The sequence below is a fragment of the Thermococcus sp. 9N3 genome, from assembly GCF_012027685.1.
Classification (GTDB): Archaea; Methanobacteriota_B; Thermococci; order Thermococcales; family Thermococcaceae; genus Thermococcus; species Thermococcus nautili.
Genome location: NZ_SNUV01000001.1, coordinates 889,296 through 912,889, shown reverse-complemented (window position 1 = coordinate 912,889; position 23,594 = coordinate 889,296). Strand labels below are relative to the sequence as shown.

25 protein-coding genes, 2 tRNA genes and 1 CRISPR repeat array are annotated in these 23,594 nt (G+C 54.3%); of the genes, 21 read left to right on the top strand and 6 right to left on the bottom strand.

Features of this window, described 5'->3' with window-relative positions; genetic code table 11:
* The first annotated feature begins 5 nt into the window (after positions 1-5).
* From E3E30_RS05100 to E3E30_RS05050, 11 genes are all read left to right on the top strand, one after another.
* Positions 6-2,726, top strand: coding sequence for a DNA-directed RNA polymerase subunit A' (locus E3E30_RS05100; protein WP_167728633.1), 2,721 nt, complete (start codon positions 6-8; stop codon positions 2,724-2,726).
* Positions 2,727-2,731: 5 nt separating this feature from the next.
* Positions 2,732-3,907: a DNA-directed RNA polymerase subunit A'' gene (gene rpoA2 / locus E3E30_RS05095; RefSeq protein WP_167728972.1), complete on the top strand. Its 1,176-nt coding sequence runs from the start codon at positions 2,732-2,734 to the stop codon at positions 3,905-3,907.
* A gap of 13 nt (positions 3,908-3,920) precedes the next feature.
* Positions 3,921-4,229 carry a 50S ribosomal protein L30e gene (locus E3E30_RS05090; RefSeq protein WP_167728632.1) on the top strand — a complete coding sequence of 103 codons (309 nt, stop codon included), beginning with the start codon at positions 3,921-3,923 and terminating at the stop codon, positions 4,227-4,229.
* Entirely contained in the window at positions 4,229-4,666 is a 438-nt protein-coding gene (locus E3E30_RS05085) for a NusA-like transcription termination signal-binding factor (protein WP_099210127.1), read from the top strand. Before E3E30_RS05090 ends, E3E30_RS05085 begins: the two co-directional genes overlap by 1 nt.
* A gap of 10 nt (positions 4,667-4,676) precedes the next feature.
* Positions 4,677-5,120, top strand: a complete 444-nt coding sequence (locus tag E3E30_RS05080; RefSeq protein WP_042688992.1) for a 30S ribosomal protein S12 — start codon at positions 4,677-4,679, stop codon at positions 5,118-5,120.
* A 6-nt stretch (positions 5,121-5,126) separates the two neighbouring features.
* On the top strand, positions 5,127-5,774 hold the full coding sequence (gene rpsG, locus E3E30_RS05075; protein ID WP_042688994.1) for a 30S ribosomal protein S7: 648 nt from the start codon (positions 5,127-5,129) through the stop codon (positions 5,772-5,774).
* A gap of 97 nt (positions 5,775-5,871) precedes the next feature.
* Complete coding sequence (locus E3E30_RS05070) at positions 5,872-6,114, top strand: AbrB/MazE/SpoVT family DNA-binding domain-containing protein (RefSeq protein ID WP_206205067.1); 243 nt, start codon at positions 5,872-5,874, stop codon at positions 6,112-6,114.
* Positions 6,111-6,476 (top strand): PIN domain-containing protein, encoded by a 366-nt coding sequence (locus E3E30_RS05065; protein ID WP_042688998.1) that lies wholly within the window; start codon positions 6,111-6,113, stop codon positions 6,474-6,476. The genes E3E30_RS05070 and E3E30_RS05065 overlap by 4 nt, the downstream gene beginning before the upstream one ends.
* A gap of 94 nt (positions 6,477-6,570) precedes the next feature.
* A complete protein-coding gene (locus E3E30_RS05060; RefSeq protein ID WP_042689001.1) occupies positions 6,571-6,801 on the top strand; it encodes an AbrB/MazE/SpoVT family DNA-binding domain-containing protein in 231 nt (76 codons plus the stop codon).
* Between the two features lie 2 nt (positions 6,802-6,803).
* A complete protein-coding gene (locus E3E30_RS05055) occupies positions 6,804-7,199 on the top strand; it encodes a type II toxin-antitoxin system VapC family toxin (protein ID WP_042689002.1) in 396 nt (131 codons plus the stop codon).
* Positions 7,200-7,396: 197 nt separating this feature from the next.
* Entirely contained in the window at positions 7,397-7,639 is a 243-nt protein-coding gene (locus E3E30_RS05050; protein WP_167728631.1) for a hypothetical protein, read from the top strand.
* A gap of 71 nt (positions 7,640-7,710) precedes the next feature.
* Here the strand turns inward: E3E30_RS05050 and E3E30_RS05045 are convergent, their stop codons facing one another.
* From E3E30_RS05045 to E3E30_RS05035, 3 genes are all read right to left on the bottom strand, one after another.
* The gene (locus E3E30_RS05045; RefSeq protein WP_167728630.1) at positions 7,711-8,442 is read right to left on the bottom strand and encodes a hypothetical protein; all 732 of its coding nucleotides are present in this window, start codon (positions 8,440-8,442) and stop codon (positions 7,711-7,713) included.
* Between the two features lie 20 nt (positions 8,443-8,462).
* The gene (locus tag E3E30_RS05040; RefSeq protein WP_167728970.1) at positions 8,463-9,581 is read right to left on the bottom strand and encodes an alkaline phosphatase family protein; all 1,119 of its coding nucleotides are present in this window, start codon (positions 9,579-9,581) and stop codon (positions 8,463-8,465) included.
* Between the two features lie 74 nt (positions 9,582-9,655).
* Positions 9,656-10,906, bottom strand: coding sequence for an Nre family DNA repair protein (locus tag E3E30_RS05035; protein ID WP_167728629.1), 1,251 nt, complete (start codon positions 10,904-10,906; stop codon positions 9,656-9,658).
* Between the two features lie 87 nt (positions 10,907-10,993).
* Between E3E30_RS05035 and E3E30_RS05030 the strand changes: the two genes are divergently transcribed.
* The 9 genes from E3E30_RS05030 (at position 10,994) to cas1b (ending at position 18,912) form a co-directional block, all read left to right on the top strand.
* Positions 10,994-11,079, top strand: a tRNA-Ser gene (locus tag E3E30_RS05030).
* A 19-nt stretch (positions 11,080-11,098) separates the two neighbouring features.
* Positions 11,099-11,173: transfer RNA gene (locus E3E30_RS05025), tRNA-Cys, on the top strand.
* A 108-nt stretch (positions 11,174-11,281) separates the two neighbouring features.
* Entirely contained in the window at positions 11,282-12,118 is an 837-nt protein-coding gene (gene cas6, locus E3E30_RS05020; RefSeq protein WP_167728628.1) for a CRISPR-associated endoribonuclease Cas6, read from the top strand.
* A gap of 52 nt (positions 12,119-12,170) precedes the next feature.
* Entirely contained in the window at positions 12,171-13,529 is a 1,359-nt protein-coding gene (gene cas8a1 / locus E3E30_RS05015) for a type I-B CRISPR-associated protein Cas8b1/Cst1 (protein WP_346765897.1), read from the top strand.
* Positions 13,526-14,614 carry a type I-B CRISPR-associated protein Cas7/Cst2/DevR gene (cas7i, locus tag E3E30_RS05010; RefSeq protein WP_167728627.1) on the top strand — a complete coding sequence of 363 codons (1,089 nt, stop codon included), beginning with the start codon at positions 13,526-13,528 and terminating at the stop codon, positions 14,612-14,614. The genes cas8a1 and cas7i overlap by 4 nt, the downstream gene beginning before the upstream one ends.
* A 4-nt stretch (positions 14,615-14,618) precedes the next feature.
* Positions 14,619-15,236 (top strand): type I-B CRISPR-associated protein Cas5b, encoded by a 618-nt coding sequence (gene cas5b, locus E3E30_RS05005; RefSeq protein WP_167728626.1) that lies wholly within the window; start codon positions 14,619-14,621, stop codon positions 15,234-15,236.
* Positions 15,233-17,410: a CRISPR-associated helicase Cas3' gene (cas3, locus tag E3E30_RS05000; protein WP_167728625.1), complete on the top strand. Its 2,178-nt coding sequence runs from the start codon at positions 15,233-15,235 to the stop codon at positions 17,408-17,410. Before cas5b ends, cas3 begins: the two co-directional genes overlap by 4 nt.
* On the top strand, positions 17,407-17,922 hold the full coding sequence (cas4, locus tag E3E30_RS04995; RefSeq protein ID WP_167728624.1) for a CRISPR-associated protein Cas4: 516 nt from the start codon (positions 17,407-17,409) through the stop codon (positions 17,920-17,922). Before cas3 ends, cas4 begins: the two co-directional genes overlap by 4 nt.
* A 9-nt stretch (positions 17,923-17,931) precedes the next feature.
* Positions 17,932-18,912: a type I-B CRISPR-associated endonuclease Cas1b gene (gene cas1b / locus E3E30_RS04990; protein ID WP_167728623.1), complete on the top strand. Its 981-nt coding sequence runs from the start codon at positions 17,932-17,934 to the stop codon at positions 18,910-18,912.
* Here the strand turns inward: cas1b and cas2 are convergent.
* The gene (cas2, locus tag E3E30_RS04985) at positions 18,909-19,166 is read right to left on the bottom strand and encodes a CRISPR-associated endonuclease Cas2 (protein ID WP_167728622.1); all 258 of its coding nucleotides are present in this window, start codon (positions 19,164-19,166) and stop codon (positions 18,909-18,911) included. The two genes, cas1b and cas2, sit on opposite strands and share 4 nt — an antisense overlap.
* A 512-nt stretch (positions 19,167-19,678) precedes the next feature.
* Positions 19,679-21,117: a CRISPR direct-repeat array (repeat unit 30 nt; unit sequence GTTGCAATAAGACTCTAGGAGAATTGAAAG).
* A gap of 59 nt (positions 21,118-21,176) precedes the next feature.
* On the bottom strand, positions 21,177-21,875 hold the full coding sequence (locus E3E30_RS04980; RefSeq protein ID WP_167728621.1) for an acetate--CoA ligase family protein: 699 nt from the start codon (positions 21,873-21,875) through the stop codon (positions 21,177-21,179).
* Between the two features lie 142 nt (positions 21,876-22,017).
* On the opposite strand from E3E30_RS04980, the gene E3E30_RS04975 reads away from it, so the two are divergent.
* Positions 22,018-23,286 carry a DUF4139 domain-containing protein gene (locus tag E3E30_RS04975; RefSeq protein WP_167728968.1) on the top strand — a complete coding sequence of 423 codons (1,269 nt, stop codon included), beginning with the start codon at positions 22,018-22,020 and terminating at the stop codon, positions 23,284-23,286.
* Here E3E30_RS04975 and E3E30_RS04970 read toward each other — a convergent pair.
* Positions 23,283-23,519, bottom strand: a complete 237-nt coding sequence (locus E3E30_RS04970; protein WP_042689027.1) for a hypothetical protein — start codon at positions 23,517-23,519, stop codon at positions 23,283-23,285. The genes E3E30_RS04975 and E3E30_RS04970 overlap by 4 nt on opposite strands.
* Positions 23,520-23,594 lie beyond the last annotated feature (75 nt).

The window sequence follows — 23,594 nt, the reverse complement described above, 5'->3', positions numbered from 1 at the left end:
TGGCCATGCAGTCGATGAAAAAGGTCATCGGGAGTATCGAGTTCGGAATACTCTCACCCCAGGAAATCAGAAAGATGAGTGCGGCGGAGATTACCGTCCCGGACACCTACGACGATGACGGTTACCCCATCGAAGGCGGTCTGATGGACAAGAGGCTCGGTGTCATCGACCCGGGTCTTAGGTGTGAGACCTGTGGGGCAAGGGCCGGCGAGTGTCCCGGCCACTTCGGCCACGTCGAGCTCGCGAGACCTGTCATTCACGTCGGATTCGCCAAGACAATTCACCGCGTCCTTGAGAGCACCTGCCGTGAGTGCGGCAGGATAAAGCTCACCGACGAGGAGATAGAGGAGTACATGAAGAAGTTCGAGGTCGTCGGCGACAGGAAGAAGGCCAAGGACAGGCTCATCAAGGAGATTCACAAGAAGGCCAAGGAGAGAATGGTCTGCCCGCACTGTGGAGCACCGCAGTTCCCGATTAAGTTCGAGAGGCCCACCATCTACTGGGAGCTCAGGAAGGACGAAGAAGGTAACGAGTACAAGCACAGGATGATGCCGAGCGAGGTTCGCGACAGGCTTGAGAAGATACCCGACAAGGACCTGCCGCTCCTCGGCCTCGACCCCGAGAAGTCCCGCCCGGAGTGGATGGTTCTCACCGTCCTCCCGGTTCCGCCCGTTACCATGAGGCCGTCAATCACCCTCGAAAGCGGTATCAGAGCCGAAGACGACCTCACCCACAAGCTGGTTGATATCATCCGTATCAACAACAGGCTCAAAAGCAACATCGAGGCCGGTGCTCCTCAGCTGATTATCGAGGACCTCTGGGACCTCCTCCAGTACCACGTGACAACTTACATCAACAACGAGACCTCGGGCATTCCTCCAGCCAAGCACAAGAGCGGAAGGCCCCTCAAAACCCTCGCCCAGCGTTTGAAGGGTAAAGAAGGCCGCTTCCGTGGAAACCTCAGCGGTAAGCGCGTCAACTTCTCGGCCCGTACGGTTATCAGCCCGGACCCGATGATAAGCATCAACGAGGTCGGCGTTCCGATAGCGGTCGCCATGGAGCTCACCGTTCCGGAGAAGGTTACCGAGTTCAACTTCGAGAAGCTCAGGCAGAGGGTCCTTAACGGCCCCGACAAGTATCCGGGAGCCAACTACGTCATCGACCCCGAGGGAAGGAGAATCCGTCTCATGGAAACCAACCGCGAGAAGATAGCAAACGAGCTCCTCGACATCGGCTGGACCGTTGAGAGGCACCTTGAGGACGGCGACATAGTTCTCTTCAACAGACAGCCCTCGCTCCACAGAATGAGTATAATGGCCCACCGCGTCAGGGTCATGCCCTACAGAACCTTCCGCCTCAACCTTGCCGTCTGTCCTCCCTACAACGCCGATTTCGACGGTGACGAAATGAACCTCCACGTGCCCCAGACGGAGGAGGCCCAGGCGGAAGCGAAGATACTCATGGAGGTCCAGAACCACATAATCTCGCCGAGGTACGGAGGCCCGCTCATCGCTGGAATCCAGGACCACATCTCCGGTGGCTACCTGCTCACGCGCGAAGGGGCTTACTTCACCCGCTCAGAGGTTGAGCAGATGCTCATGTTCGCCGGCGTTGACGTTGAGGAGCTTCCCAAACCTGACAAGGTCGAGAACGGCGTCGAGCTCTGGAGCGGAAAGACGATATTCTCGCTCCTCCTTCCGGACGACCTCACCATCTGGTACCGCAACAAGCTCTGCGACGAGCCCGAGCGCTGTGAGGCACTCGAAAAGCTCATCGAGGAGAAGCTCGTCCCGGACCCGGAGGAAGTTAGAAAGCTGGCCTACGACGGCTTTGTCTACATCCAGAACGGAAAGCTCCTCAGCGGTGCGATAGACAAAAAGGCCTACGGTAGGGAGGACGGAAAGCTCCTCGACCTCATAGTGAGGGAGTACGGCGTCGAGAGGGCCAGGCAGTTCCTCGACCAGGTTACCAAGCTGACGATATGGGTCATTACCCACAAGGGCTTCACCACCGCTATAGACGACGAAGACCTCCCGCAGGAGGCCCTTGATAGGATTAAGGAAATCATCCGTGACGCCGAGGAGAAGGTGAACAGGCTCATCGAAGCCTACAAGCGCGGCGAGCTTGAACCGCTCCCAGGTAAGACCCTTGAGGAGACCCTTGAGAGCAAGATAATGGCCGTCCTGGCGGAGGCGCGTGACAACGCCGGTAAGGTCGCCGAGAGGTACCTCGGTATGAGCAACCACGCGGTCATCATGGCCAAGACCGGAGCGAGGGGTAAGATACTCAACATCACCCAGATGGCGGCGATGCTCGGTCAGCAGTCAATCCGTGGAAAGCGCCTCTATCGTGGCTACCGCGGAAGGGTTCTCACTCACTTCAAGCCCGGCGACCTCGGAGCTAGGGCCAAAGGATTCGTCATCAACTCCTACAAGAGCGGTCTCACGCCGCAGGAGTACTTCTTCCACGCCATGGGTGGACGTGAGGGACTGGTCGACACGGCCGTCAGGACTGCCCAGAGCGGTTACATGCAGAGAAGGTTAATCAACGCCCTCCAGGACCTCAAGGTCGACTACGACGGAACGGTGAGAGACCCGACCGGAATCATCGTCCAGTTCCGCTATGGAGAGGACGGCGTTGACCCGATGAAGAGCTGGGGAGGCAAGACCGTTGACGTTGACAGGATTATAATCAGAACCCTGTTGAAGACCCGTGCCAAGGGGTGATGCTCATGGTCTCCGAGAGAACCATAAAGAACCTCGTCGAGAAGGCCGACCTTCCGGCGAGCGTTAAGGAGGAGCTCTACGAGAAGCTCGTGAAGTACAACGAGAAGTACGACCTCAAGAAGGCCGAGGTTGAGGCAATCATCGAGGAAACCGTCAAGGAGTACCAGAACGCCCTCGTTGAGCCGGGAGAGGCGATAGGAACCGTCGCGGCGCAGTCAATAGGTGAGCCTTCAACCCAGATGACCCTCAACACCTTCCACTACGCGGGTGTCGCGGAAATCAACGTTACCCTCGGTCTGCCGAGGATTATCGAGATTGTTGACGCCAGAAAGAACCCATCGACCCCAATCATGACCGTCTACCTCGACGAGAAGCACCGCTATGACCGCGAGAAGGCCCTTGAGGTTGCGAGGCGCATCGAGGGAACGACCCTTGAGAACCTCGCGAGGGAGGAGACGATAGACATCCTCAACTTCGAGTTCATCGTCGAGATTGACCCCGAGAGGCTTGAGAAGGCCGGCCTCGACATGGAGAGGGTCAAGAGGAAGCTTGAGAGCTCATTCAAGAGCGCCGAATTCGAGGTTGAGGGATACACGCTCATAGTGAGGCCCAAGAAGGTAACGAAGCTCTCAGACCTGAGAAAGCTTGCCGAAAAGGTTAAAAAGCACCGCCTTAAGGGTCTCTCGGGCGTCGGAAAGACCATCATAAGGAAGGAAGGCGACGAGTACGTGATATACACCGAGGGCTCGAACTTCAAGCAGGTCCTCAAGGTTCCTGGTGTCGACCCGACCAGGACGAGAACCAATAACATCCACGAGATTGCGGAAGTGCTTGGCATTGAGGCAGCTCGCAACGCAATCATCGAGGAAATCGTCAACACGATGCGCGAGCAGGGTCTTGAGGTTGACGTCAGGCACATCATGCTCGTCGCCGACATGATGACCCTCGACGGCGTCATCCTGCCGATAGGCAGGCACGGTGTCGTCGGGGAGAAGGCGAGCGTCTTAGCAAGGGCGGCCTTCGAGATTACGACCCAGCACCTGTTCGAGGCCGCCGAAAGGGGAGAGACAGACCCGCTCAACGGTGTCGTTGAGAACGTCCTCATCGGCCAGCCCGTTCCCGTGGGTACGGGAATCGTCAAGCTGGCAATGAATCTCCCCCTGAGACCGAAAAGGGAGTAGGGAGGTGTAGTTAATGGTTGACTTCGCCTTTGAGCTTAGGAAGGCCCAGGACACGGGTAAGATAGTTATGGGAGCCAAGAAGAGCATCCACTACGCCAAGGTCGGCGGGGCAAAGATGATTATCGTCGCTAAGAACGCGAGGCCGGACATCAAGGAGGACATCTACTACTACGCCAAGCTCAGCGGAATCCCGGTTTACGAGTTTGAGGGGACCAGCGTCGAGCTCGGAACCCTCCTCGGAAGGCCCCACACCGTCTCGGCCCTCGCGATAATCGACCCGGGCGAGAGCAAGATACTCGCCCTTGCCGGGGGTAAGGAGTGATGCCGCTCAAGCTCAACACCGACCAGATAAAGTACATAGCGCTCTTCGAGAGCATGACCGGGGCAACAGTGCTCGACTGCCTCATCGACACCAACAGGAACAGGCTCATCTACGTCATCAAGAAGGGTGAGATGGGTCTCGCCCTTGGAAAGAAAGGCGCGAACGTCAAGCGCGTCCAGAACATGCTCGGCAAGGACATCGAGCTCATAGAGCACTCCGAGAACCCGGAGGAGTTCCTGAGGAACATTTATAAGAGCCTCGGGGTTAAGGTTAAAAAGGTTCATATCACCGAGAAGAAGGACGGTAAGAAGGTCGCCCTCCTCGACATCGGCCCGCGCGACAAGCCTCGCGCAATCGGAAGGGGCGGCCAGAACATAAACCTCGTGAAAGAGTTGATGGAGAGACACCACGGCATTCACGACGTGATTATAATTTGAGGTGATGTTCATGCCCGGAAAGAAGGCTCCGTATGGTGAATTTGCCGGTAGAAAGCTCAAGCTCAAGAGGAAGAAGTTCCGCTGGAGCGACATTCGCTACAAGAGGAGAGTCCTCAGGCTCAAGGAGAAGAGCGACCCGCTCGAGGGCGCTCCGCAGGCCAGGGGAATCGTCCTTGAGAAGATAGCCGTCGAGGCCAAGCAGCCGAACTCGGGAATGCGTAAGGCGGTTCGTGTTCAGCTCATCAAGAACGGTAAGGTCGTCACCGCCTTCACCCCCGGTGACGGTGCAATAAACCACATCGACGAGCACGACGAGGTCATCATCGAGGGAATCGGCGGTCCTAAGGGCGGTTCGATGGGTGATATCCCAGGAATCCGCTACAAGGTCGTCAAGGTCAACAGGGTCTCACTGAAGGAGCTCGTCAAGGGAAGGAAGGAGAAGCCGAGGAGGTGAAGGAGAATGGCCAAGCCGCTCACCGAGCGCTTTTTCATCCCGAAGGAGCTTAAGGTCATGGGGCGCTGGAGCGTTGAGGACGTCGTCGTCAACGACCCCTCGCTGAGGCCCTACATAAACCTCGACGCGAGAATCCTCCCGCACAGCCACGGCAGGCACGCCAAGAAGCCCTTCGGCAAGGCCCAGGTTCACATCGTCGAGAGGCTCATCAACAAGGTCATGAGGAGCGGTGCCAGCCACTACAAGGCCGGCGGTCACTTCATGAGAAGGGAACACCGCTCGATAATGAGCAAGAAGATGAAGGCCTACGAGGTCGTCAAGGAGGCCTTCATGATTATCGAGCGCAGGACCAAGCAGAACCCGATTCAGGTTCTCATAAGGGCCATCGAGAACTCCGCCCCGAGGGAGGACACGACCACCATCGCCTTCGGTGGAATCCGCTACCACATGGCCGTTGACGTCTCCCCGCTCAGGAGGCTCGACATCGCCCTCAAGAACATCGCCCTCGGTGCTAGCATCAAGTGCTACCGCAACAAGACCACATACGCCCAGGCCCTGGCTGAGGAAATCATTGCCGCCGCCAACAAGGACCCGAAGAGCTTCGCCTACAGCAAGAAGGAAGAAATCGAGAGGATTGCCCAGTCCTCCCGCTGAGGGCTGGAGGCTTCTTTTACCATTCTCTCTTCAGTTGTCTATTACCTCTTCTGTTGTTGCCAAAAACTATTTAATTTCCAAAATTCAAGGATTTAATATGACAACTGAAATTGTCAAAGTAGACAAGAATGGAAGGATATATCTCCCAGCATCCCTGCGGAAGAAATTTGGGACCAGCTCTTTCTACGTTGAGGAAAGGGGGGATGAGATAGTTCTTATCCCGGTTCGCAAAAAAATCAGGAAGTACTACGGAATATTCAAGGGTGAAAATCTAAGTGCGGAAGAGATTGACCAGTTAATTGAGGAGAAAACAGAGCAACTTCTGAGGGATGAGCTGTGAAGGTTTACGTTGACGTGAATGTTCTGTATTATTTCCTCACAGCAAACGAGGAGTTCGGAGAGCGTGCGAGAGACCTGCTCGAGCGATACAGCGGGAACATGATAACTTCAGCCCTTACAGTATGGCAACTTTATATTCTGTTTAGGAGGCAAAAGACTAAGTTGAACATCACTGATATACTTCTGGATTTGGGAATTGAAGTAGTTCCCTTAACCATGGAAATCCTTAGAAATGCCGAAAGATGCAAAAAGCTCGATTTCGACGATGCCCTTCATTACGCCACTATGAGGGCCCATGGGATAAGGACAATCCTGTCAAACGATAAGGATTTCGACAAAGTTGACGTAGAAAGGGTATTCTAAACCTGCACTGGGCATGTCCCCTTCCCATGTTTCTCTCTGTTGATTTCCAAATGTTTTTATGCTTTGTGGGTAAGATTATTTTGGTGGTAGTAAGATGACAACCGTAAAAGTTTCTTCGAAGGGCCAGATAGTCTTACCCAAGGCCATTCGTGAGAAGTTCGGCATCAAAGAGGGCGATGAACTTGAGGTTCTTGACTTTGGGAACGAGATTGTGATAGTTCCGATAAAGAAAGGCCTAAAACTCAGGGGGCTTGTGAAGTTCGAAAAACCCGCTAAGGAGATTCTAAGGGAGATTAGAGCAGAAGAGGAGGAGCCGGAGGACTGACCATGAAAGTCGTCCTGGACAGCCATGCAATTCTTGCCTATATAAACGACGAGCCTGCGGCCGAGAAGGTTCAAGAATACCTTAACCTCGGGAAGGAAGGAAAGGTTGGGCTATACATGAACGTTGTTAATGTGGGAGAAGTTTACTACGTTCTTTCAAGGCGAAAGGGCGTTGATGTGGCCAATATTGCGATAGCGCTTCTAAAGCGGGAACCAATAACGTTCATCATTGCGGATGAAAGGCTCGCTTTAATGGCCGGTCGGATAAAAGCCTTCCACAAGTTGAGCTATGCAGATGCCTTCGCCGCCGCCACAGCGATAGACCTCGATGCGGTACTCTTAACGGGGGACGATGAGTTCAAGAGTGTTGAGGATAAAGTGAAGATTGAGTGGCTCTGAGTTTTTGAGTTAAAGGAGAAAGGCCCAAACCAATTGGGAGACGTAGAAACCTCTCCCATTCTTCCCTCAGCTCCCTGAGGCTCTTCTCAAGGTCTTTTCTGTCTTTGTAAACACCCTGTATCGGAGGATTCATCAGGTGCAAAACGGCACCGGGAAAACCATTTAACCTCCAGGGCCTATCCCAAATCGGTGAGAGAATGAGTGAGGTTATCAACCCTCATACGCTCCTCCGGAAAATAGAGCGCATAGAGAAAGAACTGGAGGACTTAAGGACCATGTTACTCAAGATGGTCGTCGAAAACCTATCAGAGGGTGATGAAATAGACAGGGAAACGTTGAAAGCCTTTGAGAGAGACCTTAAGGACATGATAGAGGGCAAAGTTGAAGTTCTTAGCGCCGATGAGACCATTAAAATCCTTTCGGAAAAGGTAGGAGGTTAACGCTTTTTGTACGCCCGCCGGCCAGATAAAGCCCCCACAAGTTGGAATCATGCCGATGCTTTATGCCGCATTCAGACTTCACTAAACCTCACCCTGAATGAGTCCCTATCTTTATCGATTCTCAGTGAAAATCTGGCGTAATAGCTGTCGTAGGCGAAGTCGTCGAAGACCATTCGACCGCCACCCTTTACCTGCAGAGGCTTTCCTTTCCCAGTAACCTCAACTCTCAGTATCCCGCCGTTTCCGGGCAAAAGTCTGAATCCCCTGATAACGCCCCTAAATGGTCTTACAGTGATGGCGCCCTCCCAGAAGTCCAAAAGCACGGGCGAGAGCCGGCCCGTTATTTTTACGTACTCACCTCGTTTGAAGATAATCTCCCCCGTAAGTTCCTCCTCGATTGGCGCATATACAAACGATTTCCTGCCTGCTCTGCAAAGCCGACAGCGGACTGGAAAATTTATCACTGCCCTGGAGAGAACCCCAAAGTCCACAACCAGGTAAACCACTCCCCAGTAGGTTGCCTCCTCTCCATTATCGCACGGCACTTCCTGCCCTGCTTCAGGTGGTATGGTTCGCGCGTATCCGCCGAGAATTCTGGCGACTACTCTATACGTTCCCTCGTCGTCCCGGGGCTCGATTGAAGGGGTGGCATTCTTCAGAACTTCCACTTTGTCTATGGTGGTCTCGATAACGGGTTCTACCTCAATCTCCTGCCCTATCCTGAACACTTCAGAGGGTTCCCTCAGGCCACCGGAAGTCATGTCCGAAAGCGTTGTATCATCAATGTGGAGGTTTAGCTCCACGTCCGCTCCACCTATCTCAGTTATATCAAACTCTTCCCCACCATGTTTCCCGGCTTCTCAACTCCGAAGAACCTCAGAACCGTCGGCGCTATGTCCATGAGGCTCGGTTCCTCGAGGTTAACCTCCTCAAACCCCCAGAGAATCAGCGGGACCTTTATCACCGGTTCATTCATCGAGCCGTGCATTCCCCTGACCCAGTGGCTTGCCCCCTTTATCCCCTTGCACATCCTGTGGGAGCAGAACCAGTAGCCGGGCTTCGCTGAGACAATCAGCTCCCCGCTGTTCGGGCTGTTGAGATGGGGCAAATCCTCGCGGAAGAAGACGGCCTTAACACCCGGCGCTCTCCTCAGCACCTCAAAGGCTTCCTCTGCCTCATTCGGGTTCCTCAAATAGACGTGAACTCCTCCGCCGGAGGAAACGCGGAGCGTTTCAATCCCGTGCTTTCTGAGATAGGTTTTCAGGTTCACCCACGTGTGAACCTCCTCCTGCCCGTGGTCGGCGAAGATTATGAAGGCGTACTCGTCCTTGAGGCGCTCCCAGAGGGTTCTAACTGCGGTATCAACCGTCTCAACGGCCTTAAGCGCACCCTCGCTCAACGGCCCGTGGTCGTGGCTCATTCCGTCTATAGAGGCGAAGTGGACGAGAAGCAGGTCAGGTTTGCATTCCTCGTAGAGGTAGAGAGCCGAGTTTAGAACCCACACGTCTTTCCTCCAGTCGCGCCCGTGATTGCGGTACATCTTGTCGCTCGCGAAGAAGGGAGGAAAAATCCTCACGTCGGTTCCGCTGAAGGGGGGCATCGTGTAGCCCGAAACACTCGCCGTTCTAACTCCCCTCTGGCGAAGTATATCAACGATTGTCGGGGCCTTGATAACCTTATGGGGATTGAAGGCGACCTCGTAGTCGTAGAAGTTCACCTTCCTGTCCGTTAGCCTGTCGTAGTAGCCATTCTCAACGACGCCGTGGTCCCTCGGCCAGACCCCGGTCATCACGCTCGTGTGCACCAAATCCGTCAGCGTCGGGAAGATGGAATCCACGACAGCAAAGCTCCCGGTTTCTACCAACTCGCTCAGGAACGGCATGTGCTTGAGGTTGTAAACGCCGTTTCCGTCGAGGCTTATGAGGGCGAGCTTTTTTCTCATTTCCACCACCGGTGTCAGCCTGACGTGCACTCATCACCGCTCAGTGGGATGGAGCGGTCATCATTCACCGGGCTTCATTGGTCAATCCGGTATAAATTCCTTCCGAGCCATTCGTCGAGCGTCTTCTGCCTCGCGAGGCTTCCTAAGATGTAGCTCCTCTTGAGGTACTCCTCGAAGGGGTGCTCAAGCCTTCTCCGTATCGCTTCGAGGGCCTCGTTGAGCGTCTCGAAGCGGCCGATTGGATTGTTCAAAGCTTTCTTCACGCCGAGGCGAATCTGCCAGACGCCGACGGGGGCGTAGTACTCGGGCGTAACTTCCCTGAAGACGACAGCCCGCGCCTGCCTCCTTCTCGCCCTGAGGGCTTCGAGGACGCTCAAGCGGGCGGCATGATAGGCGCCAGCCGTTTCCTTGACGTACTCCTTCCTCCCGCGGAAGTCCTCGTAGTCGTGAATCACGCTCGGCTTCTCGCTACCGAAGAGCGAACCCTTCAGCCAGACCTCCAAAAGCTCGAAGGCGTAAGACTGGGGCATCAGCAGAACTACGTAGCGGTTGCCGAGGAAGCGGTAAAAGTAAACCTCGTAGTCGTTTATCTCCGGGTAGTGCAGAATCTCGCGCCTCAGGTTTTTGCCTATGGTGTCCTGAACCGCTGTGATGCTCCACCGCGTCGGGACGAGCTTCCTTTCAATTCCAAGAAGGCCCGCCGAGAGTAGCCTTATGATGTAGTACTCGTCGAAGCCCCAGTTGTAGAGGCGCATTATGGCCTGCTCAGCCTTCAGCTCGTCGCTCACCACGTAGTCGGTTCTCCTTGGGATTTTCGGGTTCTCGGTCAGCTCGAAGTCGAGGAGTTCCGCTTTAGGTCCGATGGGCGGGGCGAATTCGCTCGGCAGAACCTTGAGCACGGGTTTCCTCTTAAGGATTATCTCACTGTCCACCGGTTTCACTGACATCGCCAATTCCTGAACCTCGCTCAGAATCCTCCCGCTCTTCCTTACGTTCACATCGGCCTTCGTCTCGCCCATGACGAGCAGGGAGCGGTAGTAGAGAATATCGCGAATCGTCTTGTTCTCCCACTTCAATGGACTGTCAAGGTGGCTGGTGTTACCCTCTATCGGGGGAACGAGCGGGCCGATTCTAACCTTTGGGTATCCGTACTCGCCGACGAATACGCTCGGTGGGGAGGAGCCGAAGAGGTGGCGCCTGTTGAGCTTCTGCTCCACAGTACGGGCTACCCTAAAGCGCTCGAGAATCGGGCAGGTTGGCCTTCCGCAGAGGAGTTTCCGGCCCTTGCAAACTGCGCAGAGCTTGGAGTTGAAGAGCTCCACCATTGGGGATGACTTGTCCCAGGGATGTAAAAGCTTTGCCCCGCCAAAAAACTTAAAAACCCTCCCCGGCTCATATAACCTGGGTGCTGTGCCGCGGTAGCCTAGCCTGGTAGGGCGCCGGCCTGCTAAGCCGGTGGGCGGTGCCCACCGGGGTTCAAATCCCCGCCGCGGCGCCATTAACTTCTCTGGGTCAATGCCGGGATAGCCTAGAGGCGAGGCGAGGGACTGCAGATCCCTTCCACCCGGGTTCAAATCCCGGTCCCGGCTCCAAACCCCTTAACGTTTTTGAGGTTTCTACTCATAAACATGGAAAAATTTATAAGCTTCGACCCTGACCTTTCTCTGATTCCTATTCCCTATCGTACGTGGGGTGGTATCTTGCGGTTTGTAATAAGGTTAACGCCCCAGAGTGAGCCGTTTAAAGTGCCCTTTAATCATCTTCACTACCTTCAGGGGTTGGTCTACCGGCGAATTCAGCGCACCAGCCCCGACCTTAGCCTTAAGCTCCACAATCCCAAGGTTCCCAAGTTCTTTACTTTCTCCCTGTTTATGGCTGAGAAGCGGGATTTTCTTGAAGACAAACCCTATTTTCACGGCTACCGCAGGGGTTATTTCTATTTTTCAACTGCCATCCCTGAAATCGCAGAGGCGTTTATTGGAGGGCTCCTCCAGGACCCAGAGGTTGAACTGTGGGGTGAAAACTTTACCGTCGAGGAAGTAAAAGCAATATCTGAACCGAACAAACTTGCTGGCAGAAAGATGATAACTCTGTCTCCTATTGCCGTGACTACCCTAAAGCCCCAGTTCGGCAGGCTTAAACGCTACGACCTCAATCCAACCGAGCCGGAATTCTATGAGAACATTCGAGAGAACCTGATTGACAAGTACGTGGCCCTCTACGGGAAGGTTCCGGAAGAGAAGGACGTTGAATTCAAAGTTCTCCTTGCCAAGCCCAAGCGCCTCCAGGTGAAACCCGGGGTGTACCAGAGGGCATGGCACCTCGTTTTCAGGGCAATGGGCAGTGAAGAGCTCCTCCGCGTTGGCTACCTCGTTGGCTTTGGGGAGAAGAACTCGATTGGCTTCGGGATGGTGAAGGTGGATGGGCGAAACGAGCCGAAGAAAAAGCGCTGGAAGGGAGGTGTGAATAATCGGAAGGGAAACTTCACTCGCTCGATTCTTGAACAACCCCACTCAAACAAAATCTCCACGTGGTGATGGAAAAACCAGAAAATTCAGAGCCCTCTTCACTTGGACTGGACACCCCTTTGTGGATGCCGGTCTCGTTGCACTGCTCCTCATAAACAGAAAGAACTCTCCGGAGGAACTCACAGAAGAGGACATCGAGAAGGCAATAGACTTTGCCTCAAAGCTCTACGCGCGCAAGGAGTGGAGTTCCGGCTACATTCACGCGATGATGCTCCCCAACAGTGGAATCCTGATGGCCAACCCGAGCATGGCGAAGAGGAGAACTCCAGAGGCAATAGCCAAGAACCTCAGGGGTCTCCTCGAGGAGTCCGAAGACCCCAACGCGCCAATCTGCGAAATCTGCGGTAGGAGACACTCCCGTCCAAAACCTGTCTACCGCTCCGACTTCCCGCTGGTCGGCACTGGAGGAGTCCCCAACTACTTCCCTTCCGCCAAGGACGGCCTCAACGTCTGCGCCCACTGCCTCTTTCTCGTCCAGTTCCTTCCACTGGTCGCCTACAAGGTCGGGGGAAGGGTTCTCGTGATGCACACCTACCCCTACGAGCTCATGCTCGAACTCCATAGAGAAGCCTTAAACGACGTCAGGAAGAACTTCCTCGCCTCGAACGCGAGGGACTTCAAGAGGCCGGAGAACTTCCTGTTTCACCTCCTCGGAGAGCTGACGAGGAAGACGGAGCGTGACGACCTCTGGGCCAACGCGTCAATAACGCTTTACTATTTCGTTGTCAATAACAAAAGCCCAGACGTTACGATAATCCACGTTCCAACGCCCGTCCTACGCTTCATCGCCCACGCGAGCAGGGAGGACCCAAAGGGCTGGAAGAGGATTGTGGCTATGGGCTGGCGCAAACGGCCGGCCGAGGAGGAGTTTGAGAAGTACGAGAGGAGCTACGCCAACGAGGTCTACGCCAGGCTCTTGGCCGAGGAGAGCATTTTGCCCTACTTTATCGATGTGAAAAACCGCCGTGCGAACGCGAAATGGTCGCTTTTGTCTTTCTACTGTTCGGAGGTGTTGGGTTTGGATAAGGAAGCTCTGGAGTTTATCAGAGATGTTGGCGATAGGATTGTCGAAACGCTGGAGAAGCTCCCCGACAACCAGCTTTCGAGGCGCGTCAGGGAGCTGGAGAAGGCGGAGAAGCTCTACCAGTTCGAGGCCTTCTTCGTGAACCTCGAAAAGCTCCGCCAGAGGCTTGGGATAGAGAAGCCCCTGATGACCTTTGACGAGTTCGCGACGGTTCTAACATCTTACGGCGAGGACCTTAACGTCTCGTGGAGGACCGTCAAGCACCTGCTCCTCTTCAGGGTCTATGAGAAGCTCCACGACCGCCTGATGAAGGCCTCAGAAGAGGCCGAGGAGGCCGGAGAAGCTGAAGAAATTGAGGACGTTGGGATTTACGGCCTTGGGGAGGTGGAAGAATGAGGTTTGCAACCGGAATGGTGCTGATTGACGCACCGCACTCCGCTCTGAACATGCTCGGAATCGATGAGAGCCTCGCCGACAGGAACGTCACGAGGGTTAAGACCTTCAGAAGGGGAGGAAAGCGCTACCCCTACGTCTCGCCACAGGCCTGGCGCTACTGGTGGCGCTTTACCCTCAAGGAGCACTTCAACTGGGAGCTCTCCCCGCTCTACCGCGAGCAGAAGCAGGTCTTCACCGCGGCGAATCCGCTCAAGTACCCGGACGACGATGTTTTCGGCTACATGAGAGCCTTCAAGAAGGGTGGGGTTAACGTCACCGTCACGAGGGTCTCGCCCCTCAAGAACACGCCCCTGATTTCGATACTGCCTGATAGAAGCTCCGTGACGGTTGACGAGGGCTACGCATCAAGGCATGAAGGGGACCCCGTTCCCTACAGCCAGGAGTTCTACTCGACGGTTTTCAAGGGGGCCTTTTCGCTCGACCTCGACTCCGTCGGACGGTTCACAATCATCAGCAAGGCCGGCTTCAAGAACCTCCTCACGTGGGACGACGTTCCAAAGGACAAGAAGGGCAATCCAAAGAAGGGCACTGAGGACGTCGTCAATGAAATCAAGGAGATGGAGCGCATAGCTGAAGAACTCGGCGTCGAGAGAACTGGAAAAGAGTGGGTTATGCCTCCGGAAATCCGGAAGAAGCGCGCCACCGAGGCCATCAAGGCCCTTCGCCTCCTGACCGGCGGGGCCAAGCAGAGCCAGTACCACACTGACGTAACTCCAAAGTTAGTCCTGCTCCTCAACGTAGATGCCGGCATAAACCCCTTCATAAGCGACCTCGTCTTCGAGGAGAGGGGTGAAATCCGCTTCGACGCCGGGGCCCTTGCGAAGAGGCTCAAAGACCTCAAAGAGGTCATCCCCAAGAACGCGAGGCTCTACATCGGCTACGACGAGGGTTTCACCCGCTCCCTCGGCTGGGACGTCAATGAAATTGCCAAGACACTGGAAAAAGCCGGCGTTGAGGTCTTTATAGGCACCGTTGGGGAGGCGATAGAGGAGTTCGCTAAGGAAATTGAAGCCTACTACGGGTGAGCCCATGATACGGGTCAAACTGAGGGCGTGGACTGCTTCCTTCCGCTATCCCACTTTTCAATCGGGCCATCAGCCGACGTTACCGGTTCCCCCACCCTCAACGGTTCAGGGAATCCTCTCGGCGGCGAAGGGTGAGCCTGTCTACCTAACCGAGCTCCCCTACGTCGGCTACGTCTTCAGGAGCGAAGGTAAAGGCTTTGACCTCGAAAAAATCTACGCCCTCGGAAAGGTCGAGACGGACATAATGAGGCGCGAATTCCTCTACAACGCCGAGCTTTACCTCTACCTCCCGGATGAGTGGGCGGAGCACTTCAGAAGGCCAAGGTATCAGCTCCTCCTCGGCCGTTCGAGCGACGTGGCGACGGTTGAGGAGATAAAAGAGGTTAGTCTGGAGGAAAGGGAAGCCCTGGTCGGCGGGACCGTCCTTCCGGTGAGCCTCGGAGTTCCCGGCGTCGTTCACACCCTCGTCGTCGAGTACGACTATTCGGTAACGCCGAGGAAGGCAAGGCTCGTCAGACCTTTCGTAGTCCTGCCGTTTCCAAGGGGCAAAGCGCCGAGGCTGAAGCTCCCCTACGACGAGGAACTTGGGGTCGGCGTTTACCTCCACAGGTGGCGCGAATGAGGGTCTGCTACGCCAAGTTCCTTCCGCACGATTTCCTTGAGTGCCATACCAACGACGCGATAAACGTGCTGAGGAGCATGAAAGGGGCGTTCAAGTGGCTTGAGGAGTTCTTCCCCCGCATCTGGGAGCTTTCCTTTTACTCCGTTCTTCTCCACGACCTCGGCAAGTGTGCGAGCGGGTTCCAGAGGGACCCCCGAAAGTGGGGCTATCGGCACGAGATACTCTCGACACCATTTACGGCCTTCCTCGACCTTCCCGAGGACGAGAGAAACCTCATTGCACTCGCAATCCTCACCCACCACAGGACCCTCGACGAGCTTGAAGAGATACTGCCCAGCGGGGAACACCGTGCGGAGTTCGAGGACAGGGTGGAGGAGCTCCTCCAGAACAGGGACTACATTGAGGGCATTTTCTTTGAACGTGTTCCCTACTGGGAGCTGTATTTCTTCGGAAGGCGGAAGGGCCTTTTCAACCCCCTGGAAGACTGGGCCGAGCGAATTATGAACTACGACTTCGACTCCCTGCTAACTTGGTATGAGCGGAACTCCCAAAGGTACTGGAACGAGCTAGTCTTCCTCCGTGGAATCCTCAACGCCTCCGACCACCTCGCTTCAGCCGGTGAGCTTGCCGTTCGCCTGCTGTCTGACATAAGAACTGCCGTTGAGGCAAGGGTTCCGCCCGAGCGCTGGAGGCCCCTCCAGAGGCAGGCGGGAGAAACTGAGGGCAACCTAATCCTCCGCGCACCCACGGGCTATGGTAAAACCGAGGCTTCCCTCCTCTGGGCCGACAGGAACGCCTTCCGAACCAAGAAGGGAGTGGCGAGCAGAATCTTCTACGTCCTCCCTTACAAGGCCAGCATAAACGCCATGCACTCGCGCCTTTTGGCGCTCTTCCGCGAGCCCGAACTCGTTGGGGTTCTGCACAGCTCTTCAGCCTTCTACCTCTACTCCTCAGAGCTTGAATACAGGCGCCTCTCCTCGCTTTACCGGAAGATTTACACGCCCCTCAAGGTTACAACGCCTTTCCAGCTCATGAAGCCCTTCTTCGGCGTCGGCTTCCCTGAGATGGGCCTGATGGAGCTAACTGGTTCGCTCCTAATCTTCGATGAGATTCACGCCTACGAGCCGAACGTCCTAGGGATAATCCTCGCGATGCTTGAACTGCTGAAGAATAGAAAGACCAGAACCCTCGTAATGAGCGCAACCCTGCCCGAGTTCCTTGAGGAACTCCTTAGCGAGGTCCTCAACCCCAAACTGTTAACCGCTCCTCCTGAAGAGGCTGACAGATTCACGAGGCACCGCGTGAACGTTATAGACGGCTCAATGGACGAGGTTGAAGAACTGCTCGCCGAAGTTCCGGCGGATGGCCCCGTTTTAATTGCCTGCAACACCGTATCGAGGGCGATGGAGGTTTATTCCCGCCTGAGCGAGGACCACAACGTCATGCTCCTCCACAGCAGGTTCACCTATGGAGACAGGGAGGAAAAGGAGAGGAATCTCCTCGCAAACCTGAACAACTACGATGTCGTTGTTGCGACGCAGGTAGTTGAAGTCTCGCTCGACATAAGCTTCTCGACGATAATCACCGAGCCTGCTCCCCTCGATGCACTCATTCAGCGCTTCGGCAGGGTGAACAGGAGGGGATTTGGAGAACCGCGGGACGTCCATATCCTGACGAAAGGTGGAGACGGAGACAAAAAGATATACCCGATAGAGGTCGTGAAGGAGAGTCTCAAACTCCTCGAGGAGCTCAACGGAAAACCTCTCCTCGAATCCTTGGTTCCAGAACTCGTTACCTGTGCGTATGAACCTCCGGCGAAGAAGCTCACGGAGGAGGTGTTAACGTACAGGGAGCAGGCCCTCGAACTGTTCAGGGGCCTAAAGCCTCTGAAGGGCAGGGAGAGCGAGAGGAGATTCTATGAGATGTTCCACGGCCTTGAGGCGGTTCCCGGGGTCTATCAGGACAGGGTTTTGGAGCTGATTAACCACGGGCGGTCAATCGAGGTTTACCGCTACCTCGTGCCGGTTCCAATGTGGCTGTACCTGAGTGAAAGTGACGCCTTTCACAGGCTCTCTGACAGGGGGCCGGGGAAGTACGTACTGGTTGCGGAGCTCGAGTACAGCCCGGAACTGGGCCTCCAGCGGGAACCGAGGGAAGGAGGGGACATAATGTGAGCTCCGAGGAATATCCCACCACCGACCTCCTCATCACCGGCACAGAGATAAACTACCTCTTCATCTGCCCGACGAAGCTCTGGTACTTCGCGAAGGGCATCACAATGGAGCAGGAGAACGAGTGGGTTGACTTCGGCAGGTTCCTTCACGAGCAGCGCTACGCAAACGAGGAGAAGGAAGTCCTCGTTGGGAGCATAAAGATTGACTTCATTCGGCGGGGCGATACCATAGAGGTTCACGAGGTCAAGCTCGGCAAAAGCATGGAGAAGGCCCACGAAATGCAGGCGCTCTACTACCTCTACTACCTCAAAAAGCTTGGCATAAAGGCAAAGGCCGTCCTCCACTACCCGAAGCTCAACGAGACAAAAGAGGTAACTCTCGACGGCAGAGAGGGTGAAATCGAGAAGGCGATAAAAGAAGTTGAGCGGGTTAAATCTCTCCCGGCTCCACCGAAGCCCGTTAAATCAAAGAAGTGCCTCAAATGCGCCTACTACGAACTCTGCTGGGTTTGAGGTGGTCACATGAGGAAGCGCTCCTTAACCCTGCTCTCGGACGGAACGCTTTTCAGACGGGAGAACACCCTCTACTTCGAGAACGAACGCGGCAGGAAGCCCCTCGCCGTCGAAGGAATTTATGACCTCTACATCTATGGACACGTGACGATAACCTCTCAGGCCCTCCATTATCTGGCCCAGAAGGGGATAGCGGTTCACTTCTTCAACCACTACGGCCACTACGATGGGAGCTTTTACCCCAGGGAAAGCCTCAACTCAGGGGATTTGGTCATCAGGCAGGCCGAGCACTATCTCGACCGAGAGAAGCGCCTCAAACTGGCGAGGCTCTTCGTTAGGGGAAGCGCCCTCAACATGGAGCGGAACCTGAGGCGCTGGAAAGTTAATGATGGCTTCTCTGAGGAGCTGAGGGAACTCCTAGAGGAACTTGAGGGGGCACGGAAGATAACCGAGGTCATGAACGTCGAGGCGAGGATTCGCGAGGCCTACTATTCGAGATGGGACGAACACCTTCCAGAGGGCTTTAAGATAGTCAAACGCACTCGTAGACCGCCGAAGAACGAGATGAACGCCCTGATAAGCTTCCTCAACTCAAGGCTCTACGCGACCATTGTGAGCGAGCTCTACAACACCCAGCTGGTTCCAACCGTCAGCTACCTTCACGAGCCCGGGGAAAGGAGGTTCTCCCTTGCCCTCGACCTGAGCGAGATTTTCAAGCCGATTGTAGCGGACAGGCTCGCGACGAGGCTCGTAACCAAGAGAATGCTCTCGAAGGAGCACTTCCGGGAGGAGCTCAACGGCGTCCTCCTGACGAAGGAGGGGATGAAGAAGGTCCTTTCCGAGTACGAGAAGGAGCTCACGAAAAGCGTTAAACATCCAGAGCTGAAGAGGAACGTCACGAAGAAAAGGTTAATTCGTCTTGAGGCTTACAAGCTCATCAAGCACCTCGTTGGGGTGAAGGAGTATGAACCGCTGGTGGCTTGGTTTTAAATAATATCCTCCATCGGATTCTTCTCCGTTCCGAGGACGTCGCGGAGGGGCTCTGAACGGAGGCGGTAGATTACCACCGAATCCTCGCGTTCATTTATTATCTCCTTCAGCCCGGCCTTGATGCGCTCGTACTCAGCGCGTGTGACCTCGCCCTCGAAGACGCTGTTCTGAACCCAGTGAAGGTGCTGGCGGAGAAACTTCTTCACGTGATTAACGCGCTTCACGTTAACGTCGTAGACCACGATAATGTACATGGGACCACCATCAAAGTTTTAGGTCGAGGAATTTTAACTTTTCCGATGCATCACGCTCAGAACGCTCTGATTTTGGATAGCGACCACCATAGCGGAGAAAGCGCAAAAACCTTCCCCAATATCACCAGGAAATCGATTTTTATGCGCTAAAAAACTGGAACATATTGTTATATTTTTGTTGCAATCCATTCCAAATTTCCTTCCAAATACTGAGATAAAGGTGTGCCTGGTCCAGATTCGCCCAATCACTGTTTAAATCTGACCGTTTTTCATAAAAGGAGATTTTATATCAGCTTCTAAGAAATCGCTGGCGCCAACCCCTCGGCATTTGACAGTACTTATTCCGGGATTGATACAAATCGGGTAAAAGACGGCATCGCCACCTTTGTAAGTGGGTTTATTCCCTCAACCACGACTAACAAGACCTTCGAAATTAGCACCAATCTCCGGAAAGGCTTAAATATCGAGAGGTCTTCTCTCTTTGTTGGGCGAAAGAATGAATTTCGCGCCCTGTTGCAATAAGACTCTAGGAGAATTGAAAGCTCTGAGCACGTAGCTTATTGATAAGGGCCTCCTCTGGTTGCAATAAGACTCTAGGAGAATTGAAAGTCGACATCAGCGAGGACTTATTAGATGACATTCTCCTGTTGCAATAAGACTCTAGGAGAATTGAAAGGCGGAATCAATGCATACAAGTCCTCAGCATAAGTTCCCGTTGCAATAAGACTCTAGGAGAATTGAAAGTAAGGTTACAGAGGTCGCGGAAGCTGTAGATGTCCAGTTGCAATAAGACTCTAGGAGAATTGAAAGTCAAAACGCCAAGCTCCCTGGCCACGACGACAGCGGGTTGCAATAAGACTCTAGGAGAATTGAAAGAAGGATAACGCCCCCCTTTCCTCTCTTCTCCACCCATGTTGCAATAAGACTCTAGGAGAATTGAAAGGTGCCTTTCCGAGTATCCGAGCTCTGCCGCGAGAGCCTTGTTGCAATAAGACTCTAGGAGAATTGAAAGTCAACGAGATTCGCGTCGTCAGCAATGGAAACGTCGGTTGCAATAAGACTCTAGGAGAATTGAAAGGCTCAGGATTCTCTTTCAGCTCTTGGATAATCAGCTCGTTGCAATAAGACTCTAGGAGAATTGAAAGAAGTTCATGATATGGGACGGGGATTATATTATAATAGGTTGCAATAAGACTCTAGGAGAATTGAAAGACGTGGAGGAGAATGAGGAGGGAAACCGGAGGCTCAGGGTTGCAATAAGACTCTAGGAGAATTGAAAGTACGCCGGGCCTCCTCTACCACCGCCAGAATATCCCGGTTGCAATAAGACTCTAGGAGAATTGAAAGTGGGATTCTCAGCCTCGATTTTGTCTAGAACCCTCAGGTTGCAATAAGACTCTAGGAGAATTGAAAGACGAGGGACCTTAAGCTGATGCGGGGACGGCTCAAGGGTTGCAATAAGACTCTAGGAGAATTGAAAGGGGTCTTTGACGCCCTCTTTCAGATTATCCACGAGGGTTGCAATAAGACTCTAGGAGAATTGAAAGGAGCTTTTGTTGTTCCTCTTTCTGCTCTGGGGTTAAGGTTGCAATAAGACTCTAGGAGAATTGAAAGGCGCGGACGGGCTTAGCGGAACGTCGGCAGTTACGGAGTTGCAATAAGACTCTAGGAGAATTGAAAGCTTAAAAGCATTCTCCCCCGGCTTTGGTCTCTCCGTGGTTGCAATAAGACTCTAGGAGAATTGAAAGCGTCGTATTTTTCCGCTAAATGCTCCGCTCTCCGTGCGTTGCAATAAGACTCTAGGAGAATTGAAAGACCGTAGATGGTGGGGTTTAGGTTTAGAAACTACTTAAGTTGCAATAAGACTCTAGGAGAATTGAAAGATACATAATATTATGAGACTCGCGAGAACTGTCAGCAGGTTGCAATAAGACTCTAAGAGAATTGAAAGGGACGAGCCCTTTGAGCTAAGTTCCAAAATTTAGGCAGAGAAAAAAGGGCAAAAAGCCCTCAGAGAAGCATCCTCGCGTCGACGGCAACGGCGCCGTCCTCGTAGGCGAAAATCGGGTTGATGTCGAGCTCCTTAATCTCGGGGAGCTCAAGGGCAAGCTCGCCGACCTTGACGATGATGTCAGCCAAAGCCTCGATGTCCACCGGCTTCTCACCGCGAGCTCCGGCGAGAATCGGGTAGGCCTTGATTTCCTTAATCATCTCAAGGGCTTCCTCCTTGGTAATCGGGGCGACGCGGAAGGAAACGTCCTTGAGAATCTCGACGAAGATTCCACCGAGACCGAACATGATGGCCGGACCGAACTGCGGATCGCGTATCATACCGACTATGACTTCCTTGCCGAGCGGGAGCATCCTGTAGATTATGACGCCCCAGAGGTCGGCGTCGGGCTTGTACTTCTTGGCGTTCTCCATGATGGTCCTGAAGGCTTCTCTTGCCTCTTCGTCGTTCTTGATGTTGACCTTAACACCACCGGCGTCGCTCTTGTGGATAATCTGCGGAGAAACGATTTTCATGACGACGGGGTAGCCGATTTCACGGGCGAACTTAACGGCTTCCTCCTCGTTGGTCGCGACCTTAAAGTCCGGAACCGGGACGCCGTAAAGGCGGAGTATCTCCTTCGCCTCGGGCTCAACGAGGGGCCTGTTCTCGGCCTTGGCCTTCTCGATTATCTTCCTTGCCTCTTCGACACGGCTCATCTCAATCACCTCGTAAGCTTGACGTTTATCACTCAGAGGGGAAGGTTAAAAGGGTTTCCATTTGCAAAGTTTTGGTTCAAGCCCGGTTGAAGCCGTGGGAGGCTATAAATAGGACAAAGGCCAAAGTTAATTGGTGAACAATATGAGGAAAAGGTTCTTTCCCTTGGTCGTTTCGCTCGTTGTCATTGTTCTCGTTGCCCTCTCCTTCCAGGGGGAGAAGGCCTCGACGAGCGACGTTACGGTTGCACTCTACAGCTCGGCGAGCGTTGGGATTGTTGAGCGAACCCTTGAAGTGGAGCTGAAGGCAGGGATAAACGAGGTTCCGCTGAAGGAGCTTTCCGGCCTGAACCTGGCGGAGGTTAGCATCAGACCCCTCGACGACGGCGTCTCGGTCATGGGACTCTTCGGTAGCGGTGAGAGCAAAGTTGGGAGCGACGTCGAGGTCGGCCTGAAGAACGGGGAGGTCATAGCTGGAAAATACCTCGGAACCCGGGACGGGAAAATAGCGGTCGAGGGGGACGGCTACTATCTGATAAACCCGAACGAGGTCGCCTACTTCAAAACGAAGGACCTCGGAGGGTCGAGCGTTTACGCCGTCCTCAGGTCGGAGAAGGCCGGGAAGTTCAGGGTGAGCGTCACCTACCGCGTTTCCGGGATAAGCTGGGAGAGCAGGTACAGGCTCTACATCGGTGACCAGGCCGAGCTCAGGGGTTACGTTGTCATAAAGAACCCCACCGACAGGGAGTTCAGCGATGCCAAAGTTCTCCTAGTCGCTGGAGACGTCAGCTTTTACTCCACATACACCCAGCCGCGGAACCTTTATGAAAAGGCGGGGGATACGAGCGAGGTAACGGTTGGCTCCCCTGAGAAGGTTGAGGCCTTCTACCTCTACCGCCTCGGCGTTGCGGACATCAAAGCGGGGAGCACGATGGTCTACCCCTACGTCGAGCTGAGGGCTCCTTTTGAGAGGGAGTACCTCTACGAGAGCTGGGCCTACGGCGGTGAGAGGCCCGTCTACGAGTCGATTTCCTTCAAGACGGACAAAGTCCTTCCAGCTGGAACCGTGGAGATTTTCAAGGAAACTCGGGATGGGGAGCTCTTCATAGGCGAGTCGAGAATCGGGCACACGCCGAAAGGCGATACCGTCAGGATAGGCATCGGCAGGGACTACGAGCTCAAAGGCACCACGACCGTCCTCGAGCGGAGCAACGATGGAAAACACTACAAAATCAGGATAACCCTCCAGAACTTCGGGAATGAGACGAAAACCGTTATCGTCCGGCACCACAAGTGGGGTAAGGTGACCTACGCCAGCCTTCAGCCCCTCGACGAGACGGCCGACTACGTCGAGTTCTCGGTGACCCTGAAGCCCGGGGAAAAGAGGGAGATAACCTTTGAGTACGGGAGTTAGCTCTTCCGCAGGGTTATCTCGAAGCCCTTATCCCCTTTTGTTACATCCATGACGAGGCTCTTGTCGTAGTCTATGAACTTCGTGCCCACGATGTTGTAGCCCTCCTTCCTGAGGAAGTCGGCCATCTTAAGCCCCAGGTCGTCGAAGAACTCGGCCGCCATTGTGGCCAGGCTCGGCTCCTTTATCCCAAGCTCGTCGTGATACCTCCTCGCCAGCTCAAAAACGTCGCTCATGATGACCACCGATGATAGTATTCCTTGGCGTTAAAAACCCTTTCGCCGAAAGGCTTAAATTCACCCGGGCTAACC